Genomic DNA, 13244 nt, shown 5'->3' with positions numbered 1-13244 from the left:
CGGTGAACTACCTGGCCCATTTTCATCTGGCCCGCCGGGTTGCCCACAACACTGGCCTACACGAATCCGATCTGCTGATCGGCGCCCTGTTGGGGGATGCCGTTAAAGGGCCATTGAAGGGCCACTACCCCGAGGGCTGGGAGGTGGGCATTCGACTGCACCGGCGCATCGACGCCCTCACCGATCACCACCCCACCGTAGCGGCGTTGACCACCGCCCTGCCCGACCACTACCGCCGCTTTGCCGGCATCATGCTGGATGTGTGTTTTGACCACTGCCTGAGCCTGGATTGGCCGCAACACGAAGCCCAGCCCTTGGCGGACTTCAGTCAGCACTGCTACCACCAGCTGCTGCCTGGCAAAAGCGACTACCCTGCAACAGCGGCGCGGCAGATTTACTATCTGGCCCGCTACGACGTGCTGACAGGGATGGACCACTGGCCCCAGATAGAAGCGATGCTGGAGCGCATTGATCAGCGCTTTCGCCGCCCCACGCCGCTGGCCGAGGCCGGGCCGACCCTGGCCAGAGCACTGCCCACTGTGCGCGAGGGCTTTGCTCAGCTGTACCCGGCATTGATCGACCAGCTCAGTGAGGAATTTAGCGCCGCTTGATCAAAACCTTGTCTGGCGGTGTCCAATTCCTTACTGTATGCCGCAATCCGCTGCCTGCACACAGCGCCAGATAACCAGACCTCAACAAGAGAACGCCCATGCCCGCAATCAATCCCCGTTGGATCTACCTGTTTGTGCTGCTGTCTTGTGCCGGGCTGCTGGGCTACGCCCTGTACGCTCAACATGTCGACGGCCTTCACCCCTGCCCGCTGTGTATCACCCAGCGCGCATTTTTTGCCCTGGCCGGTTTTTTTGCGCTGATGGGGCTGATCTTCAACCCGGTGCATCTGGGGCGCTATGTGGCCAATGGTCTGATGCTGCTGAGCTGCATTGGCGGTGGCGCGGTGGCCTACCGCCAGGTGTGGCTGCAGGGTCTGCCCCCCGATCAGGTGCCCGCCTGTGGCCCCAGCCTGGAGTACATGTTTGACAACCTGCCCTTTGCCGAAGCCTTTCGCACGCTGATGATGGGGGACGGCAATTGCGCCGAAGTGGTGTGGACCTTCTGGGGCCTGAGCATGCCCACCTGGTCGCTGATCTGGTTCTGCGCCCTGGGGCTGCTGGCACTGTTCAACATGCTGATAACGCCCAAGGCCGACTAATGCTTACCGGCCTGCTGACCCTGTTGGGCTTTCAGCTGTTGGGAGAAGCCCTGCAGCGCCTGCTGGGCCTACCCCTGCCCGGGCCGGTGATCGGTATGTTCTTGCTGTTCGGCTTTCTGTGCCTGCGGGGCGAGGTGCCCGAGCACCTGGAAACCGGCAGTCAGCGTTTGATCGACATGATGCCATTGCTGTTTATGGCCCCCGCCGCCGGGGTGTTTTTTCTCGGCGCCGGTTTTGCCGACCAGTGGCCGGGCTTTCTCGCCGCCGTCACTCTGGGCACGGTATTCAGCCTGATTTTTAGCGGCCTGCTGTTAAAGACACTGACCAAAAAGCGGGACAAACACGGCGCGGAGTCGCAGCATGACTGAGCTGCTCCACAGCCCCTTGTTTGCGGTCACCATGACCCTGCTGGCCTTTCAGCTCAGCCTTAAGCTCTATCAACGCAGCGGTCGGCTGGCCATTCTCCACCCCACCATCGGCGGTGCGGTGCTGGTCGCCGGGGTGTTGTTGGCCTTGGGTCAGGACTACGGCAGCTACTACCAAGACGTGCACTGGCTGACCTTTTTGCTGGGGCCGGTCACCGTCGCTCTGGCGGTGCCTCTCTATCGGCAATTACATCTGCTGCGGGCCATGGCCGCACCGCTGCTAACCACCGTGTTGTTGGGTGGCAGCTTTGCCTGCGCCTCGGCGCTGGTCATGGCCTGGCTGTTTGGCGCCAACGAGCAAACCCTGCTGTCGCTGACCACCAAATCCGTCACCACCCCCATCGCCATCACCGTGACTGAAGGGCTGGGCGGCCTGGCCACCATCGCAGTGGCCTCGGTGATCCTCACCGGCATCGCCGGCATCACCACCGTGGAATGGCTGTTCAAACGCCTGGGCATCGATGACGACCGGCTGTGGGGCTTCTGCCTGGGGCTGTCCGCCCACGCCATCGGCACTTCCCGTGCCTTTGAGCGCAGCCCGGTGGCCGGCGCCTTCTCCAGCCTTGGCCTCTGTCTCACCGGTGCCTTCACCGCTTTTTTTGTGCCTATTGCCGCCGACTGGTTTATTGGCTGAATTTGTTGCTTCGGCAGCGGTCACAATTTCGTGCTACAACTACACAGGCACGACGCTTTTAGCTCAACGCTATTGAGCTAAATACGCCAACAAAACAAGAAGGGGAATACTGGATGGGAATTCTAAGCTGGATTGTCTTTGGTCTGATTGCCGGTGCGCTGGCCAAGTGGATTATGCCGGGCAAGGATCCGGGCGGCTTTTTGGTCACCATGGGTATCGGTATCGCCGGCGCCTTTGTGGGCGGCTTTGTCGGCACGCTGCTGGGCTTTGGCGGCATCAGCGGTTTTAATCTGGGCAGTATGGTGTTGGCGGTATTGGGCGCCATCGGTCTGTTGGCGCTGTATCGCCAGATGAAGAAGTAAGGAGACGTCGTGACTCTGTATCTTGAATTAACACCGGTGCTGTCAGTGGTGGCCGGCGTCGCCATTCTGATCAAACCCAAGCTGCTGAACTATATCGTTGCCGCCTACCTGATTGCGGTGGGCTGCATTCAGATCTTTGGTATCAGTATTTAATCTTAAGCAAGCCATCATCCGGGTGAGCCCTCGCTCACCCGCACTCACGCTCTAATCGCGGTTAAAACTCAAACTTCAGGGTCTGCTCCCGCTTGGCATCCAGCGGTACCAGCAAGGTGAAATCCGCAGGCATTTTTTTGACGGTGTAGAGGGTGTTGTTGTCGATGTGGCGATACTGAAAGCTCTCGCCAGTCAGGCTAACCACCTCGTAGCTGTCGTAGTGGCCCGGGTCGGTGGGGTCAGCGGTCTTCATGCCGTCCAGCATCACCCAGCCGCGAAAAATGCGGAAGTAGACTCCCCCGGACACACCCCAGAAACCCACCTCGGACTGAGCACTGACCTGCCCTTTCGCATCAGTAACGCGAAAGTCAATGCGATAAGTGCCATCCACCGCCCGATTCACCAGCCACTCTTTGCGGCCGCCGTCGGCGGTGCGGGTAATGCCGTACCACTTGCCAAGCAGGGTTTTGCGCGCCTCGGCGGTGGGTATATCCAAGCTCAGCTCCTCGTCCAGGGAGCCCAGTGCCAGTGATTCCTCAGTGAGCTTGGAGGAGCTCAAGCCCGACTCCCCGGTTTGGCTGGGTTGGGGAATCAGTGGTGCGCAGGCAGCCGTGCAAAGCGCCGCCAACAGGAGTGCTAATCGAGCGTTCATTCAGTCTTTGTGTCCAACCGCGTTATTCGAGTATCTGCAGGTGCTGGTGAGCGGGGAAGTACAGCGCCGCAGTGATCGGGTATTCTACCCCAGTTGCCGCCAGAGCCTCCCGGTAAAGATGCATTTTTTCTCGATAACGGGCGATCTGCTCGGCAAAAAACACCTCTTGCTTACCCCGGGCCCGGGCAGTCTTGTAATCGACAATCCAACACCGGGGCGTGTCACCGGCCTCATCCACAAACACCCGATCCAGTATCAGCGTCTGCCACTGACCACCGATACGGCGGCGCAAGGTCTGTTCGCTGGCCTGCCAGCCATAGCTGCTCAGTATCCACTGGCCGGTTTTGCAGCGGCGGGTATTGTCCAGCAGCTCGACCAAATGATCGAGGCTGGCCGCCAGGCCCGGCTCCGGGTGACAGTGGTGGCGCAGGCGCTGTTCAATGGCAAAACGTAAGTGCTCACTATCTACAGAGTCGCCAATATTTAACGTTCCCTGGCCTAGGCCCTGCATCAATTCGTGAAAGACAATGCCCACCGCCCGCTGCTCAATGTTGTCCTCCAGCACCGCATTTTCGGCAAAGCGCTGGGCGTTTTGCAGGGCGGTGGGTGCCAGTGCTGAGGGTTGATAATGGGGCGCCACAAGCCGTCTCATGGCGGTCATGCGCGGCGCAATCGGCACCCGATTGGGCAGGGGAGTATCGGCCTCCTCCAGCACCTCGGCGCGCTCAAACTCCTCCGCCAACACCGGCCACAAGTGATGAAGAAAGGCGCCCTTTTCGGCGCTGACATCGCCGCGGCTATCGATCCGGGCCAGACCAAACAGGTGCAACTGTGACTTGGCCCGGGTCAAGGCCACATAGATTAGACGATCCGTCTCCTCGGTGGCGGCCCGGCGCTGCAAACCGTCGATAAAGCTGTAGAGCTGTTCGTCATCGGCGGTGGCATGGCGCGGCTTGGGAGCAAACAGGGTTTCAGTGCCCTGAGCCGTTCCGGCGGCATACCAGGCCAGCAAGGGGCTTTCTTGATTGCGACCCCGGCGCCCCAGTCCCGGCACAATCACCACGTCGAACTCCAGTCCCTTGGAACGGTGCACCGTCATCAGTTCCACCGGGTTGGCCGGCGGCGTGGCGTAGAGGCTATCGATGGCCCGCTCCAGACCTTCGATGTCTTCCAGCAAGCCGGCGGGGGCGTAGCGATCCAGCAGGCTCATCACCCGGTCGATATCCCGGCGCTCGGCCTCGTTGACGCAGGCCGGACCACCCAGCAGGTGCCAGGCCGTGGACAGGGCCCAGCGCAGGTCCCGGCTTTGGGGCTGAGCCTCCACCCACTGAATCACCTCCCGCAACCTGGCTGTTGCCGTCTCCCCTTCCGGACTCAAGCTGTGAGCACCGGGTTCCAACACAGCCTGGCGCAGCAGTGGCGCGCCCTCTTCCCGCAGCCGGCACAGATCGTCCCAACTCAGGCCAACAAAGGGCGCCCGCAGCAGTCGCGCCCAGGCGACATTGTCGGCCTCGTGCCATAGCGCCCGCAGTAGGCCGGTAAAGTCCAACACCGCCGGGGTCTCGGCCAGACGGTCGATATCCTGGCCAGAAAAGGCGATACCTGCCGCCTTTAGCGCCGGCACAATCCGGCTCAGGTGACTGCGGGTGCGCACGAGAATAGCAATGCTGGCATCGGCCTTGTCCCGCTGCACCTCGCGGATAATCTCCACCACTTCATCGGCTTCCCGCTGGGCGGCGCGACCTTCAGCTTTGATGCCCGCCCCTTGCACCAGCGGGTGAACAGTCACAGCACCGGGGTTGGTACGCTGGGGCTGAGCGGCGGTGTAGTGGCGGCCTTTGTCGGCAAATAAAGTGCGGAAGGCGCCATTGATCCACTGCACCAGATCCGGCGAGGAACGGAAGTTGGCGGTCAACTGCAGTTGCTGCAAGGGCCGGTTGGCAAACTCGCTGCGCTGGGAGAGCCGATCAAACAGCGACACCAGGCTGCCCCGAAAGGCATAGATCGACTGCTGCAAATCGCCGCAGAAAAACACACTGCGGCCATCGTCGGGCTGCCACTCCCGGGTCAGGTGGCGCAGTAAATCGATCTGACTGACCGAGGTATCCTGCATCTCATCCACCAGAATATGCTGGATGCGGTCCTCGTCCAGTAGCGCATCACTGACCTCCCCGCCCTCTTGGCTCACCGCAGTAATGGCACGCTGGGCGATCTCGGCAAAATCCATGCTGCCGGCCTGCTCAAAGACCAGTCGCAAATGGGCCAGCAAATAACGCAGAGCAATGCGGAAGTCCTCCACCCGCTGGCGGCTAAACTCTGGTAAAAACGGTGGTGGCAGCTCGCGGATCACACACAGTGCCTCGGCAACTGCATCGCTGGCGCCCTGCTCCTCTATATCTGCCAGCCAGGCTTTGGCCAGGTCGGTGCCGGGCTGCCCCTTGGTAAAACCGGCATAGCGCACAGAACCGGGTTTATAGAGCGCGCCGTCATTATTGAGGATCGCCCGGGCGAGCTGCTGAATCCGGCCCATATCCTCTGGTCTGAGAGTGTCGCCCAACTCGTCCACAAACGCCGCCGCCCAGGCGTGCTTTTCGTTAACGCCTGACGACTCAACAAAGGCGCTGATTAGCTCTTGAATTCGGAATTGGCGAACACTCTTCCAGGCAGGTGTAAAACGGGCCTCCACTTCCTCGGCCAGGGCCTGCTCCATAGCGTCGATATCGCCTTGTAAAATACCGCTGATCCACTGATCGCGCTTGGCCAGTAGATTCACCAGCAGCGGCCTGAGGGAATCCAGGCGATTGCTGCCATAGGCCAGCAGATTTTCCAGCGCCTGGGCCAAGGGCGCCGGGCAGGACTCATCAGCCAGGCTGCGGAATAAATTGGCAATAGCCTGGTTATAGAGGGCGTCGGTATCGGTATCCGGCGTGGCGCCTCCCAATCCGGACAATATCGGCAACCGTCGCACCAGTGATCCGCAGAAACTGTCAAAGGTGGTGATCCGCAAGCGCGCGGTATTGTCCTTGAGCTGCCAGCCCAGTTCCGCGTCGCGCTGGAGTACCTGGGTAACCAACTGCTGGATATCGGCCTCAAAACCGTTTTCCGGCGCTCCACCCCGCTCGGTGGAACGCAGCGCCGCGATCACCCGCTCCTTGATCTCCCCCGCCGCTTTATTGGTAAAGGTGATGGCCACCACCTGCTCCGGACGCGCCACAGTGAGCAGACAATTCAAATAGCGGAGTAAGAGTACACCGGTTTTACCCGAGCCCGCCGGGGCGCTGAGCAACACTGACTGGCCAGGGTCGATCGCCTGCTGACGGTGATCTTGATCCGGGGGTCGGGGAAAATCGCTCATGCCTCGCCCTCCCCATCCTGCAAATCACTTTCTCTGACTAACGGTAATAAATAGGCGCCAAATCCTCGGTGGTGATTGCGATTAAAATCGTGGGCGATATCGCCTCCCAGAATGCCTTCGGCCATGGATTGCAGGGCCGTTGACCAGGATTGCAAATCTCCCTGCCATTTCTCAGCGCTATCCACATCATTGCCGGCGGCGCGCTTCTTGACCACGCTATTGACCCAGTTGCTGCGCATAACGATTTTTAATTCATCTGCAGATTTAAGCTGGGCCAACATTATGCCGTCCACCGCTCTGCCCTGCTCTGCTTCCATCACCGCATAGATCGGCAGCTGTGGTTCGCTCAGGTCATCCACATTCCAGCTTTTGTTATCCACCGCGCCGGACTTGTAATCAATCAACAAACGCTTGTCGCCGATCTGATCCACCCGGTCCAAGCGCAGCCGCAGGGGAATGCCCATCAGCACACCCTCGCGGGGCACCTCGGTTTCAACCACAGCAAACGGCTCGGTGCGCTGCTTCTCTCGCTGAATCAGCCATTGGGTAATGACCGCCACCAAGCGAGCCGCTTCCATTTTAATAACGGCGTTATTGAGTCGCGCCTTGGGAATGGTGGACTTGGCAATCGCCGCCTCAACAGCCCTGCCTACCAAAGCCTCTACCTGGCCATCGTTGAGGGCGTCGAGATGGTCTTTGTCTTTCAGTTCTGTCCATACTTTTTGCAAGCTGTCATGGAGTAATTGGCCCTGGCTGCGGTGATCCAGGCCCTCTGCCGGCATCTCAAATTCACCCAGAGCCAGACGGTACTTGGCAAAAGCGAAGAAGGGGCTCTGAGCGTATTCTTTAAACAGGCCGGTGCCGCCGCGAATACGGGAGCGCCGCTCGGGGGGGATGGCCCGCACAGCATCGTTATTCGGCAGCGGCAGCTCTGCCTTGATGCGATAGGCCGGTTCTGCCGCGTCAATATTATCCAGTGGCATCAATTCGATATTGTTCAATAGTGAACAAGGGGAGAGGGGGCCGCCGTTTTCATCCTCCCGACAGTGACTGGCCACGACTTCGCCGGCACTCCCCAACAGGGCATTGAGCAGCTCCCGGTCCCAGGCCAATTGCAGCCGGGGCTCACTGTCGACAATACCGGCCTGACGCTGCAAAGCCAGCGGCAAAAAGGGCGAAGGTTGAGCCGGGCGGGGCAGGGCGCGGTCGTCCAAACCCAGTAACCACAAATGATCAAAATGCAGTCCCACCGCCTCGTCGTAGCCCAAAATGCGGATGGGGCAGTGCCAATCCCGGGCGATGGCAAAGCGTTTGCCGGAGATAATGTGCTGCAACCAGCGGGTGGCGGTACTGTGGTCCACCGGACCCAGTTGGCGATCCAGAGCGCGGAACACATCCATGGCCTGGCTGAAGCTCTTGCGGCACTGCATCACCACCGGATCGTCATCGGCGGCATTGGGCCAGCCGGCGGTCACCAGCAAGCCATCAAAAAAGCGCACCCATTCCGAGGGCAACTGCCGGGATGGCGCTTGCGACAGCGCCGATGAAACGGCGGAGAGGGGTGCCAGAGCTTCTGTCTCATTTCGCCATTTTTGTGGTATTTGCGCCAAAAATCCGGTTAAAGTTAGCTCCGGTGTGGCGTATTTGCGCAGGTTTAGGTCTATTTCCGCCCTGGTGTAGCGCTGCTCCGGCCAGCCGCTCACAAAGCGGGAGCGCAGTACTCGGCTCAATTGCTCGTAGGGCAAAGGCCGGGGGCCAATACCGATTATGTCCCAGGCGGCGCGGATCAGCGGGTAGCCCAGCAGGGTCTCCTGACCCTCCCATACCCAGGGTTCTCGGGGTTCCACACCGTCGTGCCAGGGCAGCGCGCTGGGGGGATAAAAGTCCCGCCGCAGCGCCGCATCCAGGGTAGCCCTGTAGCGGTTCACATCGGGCACGACAATGCCGATTTGCGGCGGCGGAACATCCAGCTCGGCGGGTAGGCGCTGGCGCAGCCAGGCCGCCAGGCCCCGGCATTCCTGCTGGATCTGATCAGTTGAAAAGCGATAGCGGCGAGGCAGCTGATTTTGGGGCGGGCGGAAGTCCTGCACCGTCATTGCCTCGCTGCATGCATCCACAAACCGCCGCTGAGCCGGCGTCAGCCGCAGGTGTTCGCCAATCAACAGATGATCGGGCAGGGGCAGGGTAGCGCCGGCTTGCCGGCGCGCCAGCAATGCCGATGGCAACTGACTACTGGCCAGGGCGGCGTCGGCATCGAGTTTGGCCTGCAGTACCTCACGCCACTGGTAAAAGGCCTGGTACTCCCGGGAAAACAAATAGTGCTGGCGGTCGTCGCTGAGTAGATAATCGGCGTGGCGCTGAAAGGCATCCACAAACTGGCGACTAATGGCGGTGCTGTTTAAACAGTCGTCGGGCAGGGCGTCGCTGTCCTCAATCACCGCCTGAGCCAGAGCCAGCAACTGCACCGGCCGCAGCACCTGACGGTCGGCAAACTGACTATCCCACAGCTCCGCCAACCACTGCTCTGGCGGCATCACACTGAGGGTTTCCAAAAAGGCCTGATCGCCCTCAGTGGCGGAGCGGGCCCGGGCGATCTCATCCCGCAGCTGTCGGGCGCTGGCATCGCTGGGCATCAGCACGACACTGTGGCCATCGAGGGAAAGTAGATCGTCCAGTTCCAGCACGGATTATCCTTATCAGCTTGTTAGGCGGTGCGTTGGCCCACCATGATACGGCAGGGCGGGGTGGGAATCAGGCCGCTTTGGCAATCAATGCCAGATAAAAGCCATCCATATCGGCGGTAGGCCACACCCGGCGGGTATGGGCTAATTCCTCAGGCAGGGACTTATCCTGCCACTGGGTGATCCCTGGCGAGCAGTTGTCGATGGGTAGCTCGGTGGGGAGGAGGGCGGCGTCGCGTTTTTTCAGTAGGTGGCTGACCACCTGCTCGTTTTCCTCTGGCGAGTAGGAACAGGTGCAGTAGCACAGCGTGCCGCCGGGCTTGAGGGCATCAAAGGCGCTGAGGATCAAGCGCTGTTGCTTGCGGGCGCATTCCTTTACCTTGCGCAGATTCCAGTGAAAGGTGCTGCCGGGATCATCGGCGCGAAAGCGACTCTCTGAGGAGCAAGGCGCGTCCAGCAACACCCGATCAAAGCTCTCCGGTTTAAGCCGGCCCACCGCGCGGCCATCCTTCATATACACCCGGGTGTTATCCACCCCGCAGCGCTCCAGGTTGGACTTAAGGCGAAAGAAGCGATTACGGACCGGCTCGACCGCGCTAATCTGCCCCTGATTGCCCATCATCTCCGCCAGCAAAATGGTTTTGCCGCCGGGGGCCGCCGCCAGGTCCAGCACCCAGTCGTCAGACGCCGGGGTCAGCAGCGCCGGCGCCAACATGCTGGACAGGCTCTGGATGTAAATATCCCCGGACTCCGCCTCGGCAGAGTGGGTCAGGGCTTCGCGCTGCTCCGGCCCGCAGGTAAAGGCGGCAATATCCTGGTCCTGGGCCCACACCACCGGCTCCGGGTCCACGCCCTGATCGACCAAGGCCGCCACCACCGGCTCCGGCTCAGCCTGCAACTGGTTGACCCGAAAACTGACCGACTTGGGTTCGGCAAAGGAGGCGAGGGCAGTGTCTTTTTGGGCGTCAGGGCAGAGTTGATGGAAGCGGTCGAGGAAATCATCGGGGAGCATGGCAAAGCTTGGCCCATAAATTGTTCGGGCTGCTTATTTTATGGGAAAAATGGGTGTTGACCAATTTGAGTGGGGGATTCAACCGATCAGGCCAGCAAGCTCCACTGACTATGTTACCCGGGGAAATCCATCGGATTGAGATAGGCCTGTACTCCTTGGGGGGGGGAATTCCCCACGCTTAAAGTTGTCCAGCGCGCAGGCGCCATTGACCGTATTGTTATTTTTTCTTCTTGCTGCCCCATAAACCTATTACACCAAAAAATGAAAGTATTGAGTGCAAAGCTGCTGCTGCCGCTGCGGCCATAAGTGCTTCTGCTGACAGATACCAAGTTGTTGGCACATCAGCTCTAAAGATATATACAGTAAGAGCAAAGATTACCGAGAAAACCAAGATAAGTATTGATTGAAGTTTTTCTTTTTCCACTCCGTACTTATACTCCTTGAAATTGCTTAAGACACATAATGCCTAAGATCAGAGGCGTTTGAGGCGGCGACGTTTTTTGGCTGAAAGCCAAGAAATCGGCGACGGGTCAAACGTCCTTTGCAGCGTATTGTTATGCATCATTTACCAGCGCGAGCTGCATATTTTCTAGTTGATGAATTGGGATGCTCACTTTTTTATCTAGCGACAAACCATAAATTTTAATCACAAGTTTCTGGTATTTACCGAATACGCAATTTGTACATTCTTCGACAGAAACAATTTCGAATTTCGTGCCGGCTGGGAGTTCTTTTCGGTATACATACTCGGGGCCAGTAGTCGCGACTGGATACACAAAATATGTATAAATTTCATCGCCGTAGCCCGGCGGGAGATTTACGCCATGCAGATAAATTGGTTTTAGAGCCGAATAAACCGTAAGCGCTCAACAAACCCCACCGTTGCGTTCAGTCGTTTTCTAATCGCCCATCGATCACGGACGACGGCGTGGCATCCTTGACCGCCGAGAGCAGGTGCGGTGAGACATTCCAGCGCTGCCCGCTGTCCGTCACCACGGTTACCGTCTTGCGATTGAATTTCATAATGGTCGCGAGGACCCGGTCGCCCTGCGGGGAGCTGAAGCTGACCCGAGCGCCGGGGTGGAACTGCATCATCGACTGGTGTGCGTGCATCGATTCCAGCATCTTCAGGCGCTCAACAATACGCTGGTTCAACGCCATCAGTTCGTCGGCATCGAGATGATCGATGTCGATTTTCATCACCCGTTTCATGAGGCCACCTTCACTACCTCGGGAGCCTTTGTAGGCATCTGCCATGGCAGTAACGCTTCGATGTCTTCAAGGCCTTGTGCTCGGGGCAATTCAGTAAACACCCGCTTCAGGTAAGCAAAGGGTTCCAGGCCATTCGCCTTGGCCGTTTCAATCAGACTGTACAGGTTCGCACTGGCGGTGGCGCCCGAGGTCGAGGCGCTGAACAGCCAGTTCTTGCGCCCCACCACGAAGGGGCGGATCGCGTTCTCTGCCGGATTATTGTCTATGCCGAGCCGACCGTCCTGCGTGTAGACGGTCAGTTTGCTCCAGTTCTTCTCCAGATAGCTCAGAGCCTTGCCCAGTAATCCTTTGGGCAGAGTAGTATGCAGGGTTTTGTCCAGCCAGACGCGGATGGCTTGGAGCTGGGGAACGCTCTCCTGCTGACGCAGGGTGTAGCGCGCTTCCGGCGACAGGGTCTCTGCCCGCTTCTCGATCGCGTAGAGCTTGGCGATCATGCTCACCGCCATATCGACCTTACCTGCCTTCTTCTGCTTGCCGACGGCCTTCTGCGCTTCCACAAACTTGCGGCGGGCATGTGCCCAACAGCCCAGCTGGGTAATACCCGCTTGGGCGCAGGCCCCGTTGTACCCCGCATAGTCATCGGTCTGCACATAGCCCTGGTAGCCCATCAACAGCTGCTGGGCCACCTCTCCCCGGCGACTGTCAGCATAATGGTAAAGTTTAGTGGTTTGCGTGGGCGGCCCGCCGACCCGCACCCACATATAGGAGTGGCTCTGAGCCTCCTTACCCGGCTCCTTCAACACCTGCACGGTGGTTTCATCGCACCGCAGTACCGGATAGCTTAACAAGTGATCCTGCAACAGATTGATCAGCGGCTGTGCCAACTGGCCCGCCTTGACCATCCACAGCGCTAAGGTATGGCGGGGGAGATCGATATCGCTGCGCCCGAGAATACCCTCCTGCCGGTACAGCGGCAGTGCATCCTGGTATTTGGCAACAGCGATGTGGGCCAGCAAGCCCGGGCTGGCCTTGCTCTTGGGAATCGGCTGCGGCGGCAGTGGTGCAGTACTGACGTTGCCTTCGCACTGTTTGCAGGCATACTTTTTACGAACGTTCACCAGTACCTGAACCTTGGCCGGAATGATGTCCAGCTGTTCGCTGGTGTCTTCGCCAATACAGTCACGCACACAACCACAGGTGCAGACTTTGTCGGCGTCGGGCAGGTCATGTTCAATGCGAATGCGGGGCAGGTCTGCCGGAAGCGGCTTGCGGCCGGGCTTGGCTTTACGGGGAGCCGCTTCTCGCTGAGCTGGCGCTGCCGACTCAAGCGCTTCGGCTTCCGACGCCGACTCCATCATGTCGATCAACTCGGCCTCGTTAAATAACTCAGCCTGCTGGTCGCTCTTCTCACTGCTCGACCCAAAGCGCTTTTGCTTGAACAAGCGAATCTGTTCTTCAAGCAGGTGGATGCGCTGCTCCTTCTTCAGAAGCAGAGTCTTCAGTGCATCGATATCGTCAGGCAGGGACTGTGGAGAAGGCGCTGTCATA

At 59.4% G+C, this 13244-nt stretch carries 13 protein-coding genes; 6 read left to right on the top strand and 7 right to left on the bottom strand.

Translation table 11 applies throughout. The annotated features are described in order from the left end of the window. Positions 1–2 precede the first annotated feature (2 nt). The 6 genes from I6N98_RS00510 (at position 3) to I6N98_RS00485 (ending at position 2784) form a co-directional block, all read left to right on the top strand. Positions 3–611, top strand: coding sequence for an acyl carrier protein phosphodiesterase (locus I6N98_RS00510; protein ID WP_198569888.1), 609 nt, complete (start codon positions 3–5; stop codon positions 609–611). 98 nt (positions 612–709) lie between these two features. Then, positions 710–1210: a disulfide bond formation protein B gene (locus I6N98_RS00505; protein ID WP_198569887.1), complete on the top strand. Its 501-nt coding sequence runs from the start codon at positions 710–712 to the stop codon at positions 1208–1210. Then, complete coding sequence (locus I6N98_RS00500; RefSeq protein ID WP_198569886.1) at positions 1210–1578, top strand: CidA/LrgA family protein; 369 nt, start codon at positions 1210–1212, stop codon at positions 1576–1578. The genes I6N98_RS00505 and I6N98_RS00500 overlap by 1 nt, the downstream gene beginning before the upstream one ends. Beyond that, positions 1571–2269 (top strand): LrgB family protein, encoded by a 699-nt coding sequence (locus I6N98_RS00495; RefSeq protein ID WP_198569885.1) that lies wholly within the window; start codon positions 1571–1573, stop codon positions 2267–2269. The genes I6N98_RS00500 and I6N98_RS00495 overlap by 8 nt, the downstream gene beginning before the upstream one ends. A gap of 113 nt (positions 2270–2382) precedes the next feature. Further along, complete coding sequence (locus tag I6N98_RS00490; RefSeq protein ID WP_198569884.1) at positions 2383–2631, top strand: GlsB/YeaQ/YmgE family stress response membrane protein; 249 nt, start codon at positions 2383–2385, stop codon at positions 2629–2631. Between the two features lie 9 nt (positions 2632–2640). Then, positions 2641–2784, top strand: a complete 144-nt coding sequence (locus I6N98_RS00485) for a DUF3096 domain-containing protein (protein WP_198569883.1) — start codon at positions 2641–2643, stop codon at positions 2782–2784. Between the two features lie 61 nt (positions 2785–2845). Here I6N98_RS00485 and I6N98_RS00480 read toward each other — a convergent pair whose 3' ends face one another. The 7 genes from I6N98_RS00480 to tnpC form a co-directional block, all read right to left on the bottom strand. Beyond that, positions 2846–3436: a hypothetical protein gene (locus I6N98_RS00480; RefSeq protein ID WP_198569882.1), complete on the bottom strand. Its 591-nt coding sequence runs from the start codon at positions 3434–3436 to the stop codon at positions 2846–2848. A gap of 22 nt (positions 3437–3458) precedes the next feature. Then, complete coding sequence (locus tag I6N98_RS00475; RefSeq protein WP_198569881.1) at positions 3459–6791, bottom strand: UvrD-helicase domain-containing protein; 3333 nt, start codon at positions 6789–6791, stop codon at positions 3459–3461. Continuing rightward, a complete protein-coding gene (locus tag I6N98_RS00470; protein ID WP_198569880.1) occupies positions 6788–9475 on the bottom strand; it encodes a PD-(D/E)XK nuclease family protein in 2688 nt (895 codons plus the stop codon). The genes I6N98_RS00475 and I6N98_RS00470 overlap by 4 nt, the downstream gene beginning before the upstream one ends. 67 nt (positions 9476–9542) lie before the next feature. Further along, positions 9543–10484: an RsmB/NOP family class I SAM-dependent RNA methyltransferase gene (locus I6N98_RS00465; protein ID WP_198569879.1), complete on the bottom strand. Its 942-nt coding sequence runs from the start codon at positions 10482–10484 to the stop codon at positions 9543–9545. Positions 10485–10701: 217 nt separating this feature from the next. Beyond that, a complete protein-coding gene (locus tag I6N98_RS00460) occupies positions 10702–10908 on the bottom strand; it encodes a hypothetical protein (protein WP_198569878.1) in 207 nt (68 codons plus the stop codon). Positions 10909–11372: 464 nt separating this feature from the next. Continuing rightward, positions 11373–11696, bottom strand: coding sequence for a hypothetical protein (locus I6N98_RS00455; protein ID WP_232787388.1), 324 nt, complete (start codon positions 11694–11696; stop codon positions 11373–11375). Then, positions 11693–13243, bottom strand: a complete 1551-nt coding sequence (gene tnpC, locus I6N98_RS00450; protein WP_198569505.1) for an IS66 family transposase — start codon at positions 13241–13243, stop codon at positions 11693–11695. Before tnpC ends, I6N98_RS00455 begins: the two co-directional genes overlap by 4 nt. Position 13244: the final 1 nt, after the last annotated feature.

It is taken from the genome of Spongiibacter nanhainus (assembly GCF_016132545.1).
Taxonomy (GTDB): Bacteria; Pseudomonadota; Gammaproteobacteria; order Pseudomonadales; family Spongiibacteraceae; genus Spongiibacter; species Spongiibacter nanhainus.
This window is presented reverse-complemented; position numbering and strand designations above follow the sequence as displayed.

Bases quoted from the DNA above. Each gene is read 5' to 3' on its own strand.
- tnpC (WP_198569505.1), bottom strand. From the start codon at position 13,243: ATGACAGCGCCTTCTCCACAGTCCCTGCCTGACGATATCGATGCACTG.
- I6N98_RS00465 (WP_198569879.1), bottom strand. From the start codon at position 10,484: ATGCTCCCCGATGATTTCCTCGACCGCTTCCATCAACTCTGCCCTGAC.
- I6N98_RS00455 (WP_232787388.1), bottom strand. From the start codon at position 11,696: ATGAAACGGGTGATGAAAATCGACATCGATCATCTCGATGCCGACGAA.
- I6N98_RS00490 (WP_198569884.1), top strand. From the start codon at position 2,383: ATGGGAATTCTAAGCTGGATTGTCTTTGGTCTGATTGCCGGTGCGCTG.
- I6N98_RS00500 (WP_198569886.1), top strand. From the start codon at position 1,210: ATGCTTACCGGCCTGCTGACCCTGTTGGGCTTTCAGCTGTTGGGAGAA.
- I6N98_RS00475 (WP_198569881.1), bottom strand. From the start codon at position 6,791: ATGAGCGATTTTCCCCGACCCCCGGATCAAGATCACCGTCAGCAGGCG.
- I6N98_RS00480 (WP_198569882.1), bottom strand. From the start codon at position 3,436: ATGAACGCTCGATTAGCACTCCTGTTGGCGGCGCTTTGCACGGCTGCC.
- I6N98_RS00495 (WP_198569885.1), top strand. From the start codon at position 1,571: ATGACTGAGCTGCTCCACAGCCCCTTGTTTGCGGTCACCATGACCCTG.
- I6N98_RS00505 (WP_198569887.1), top strand. From the start codon at position 710: ATGCCCGCAATCAATCCCCGTTGGATCTACCTGTTTGTGCTGCTGTCT.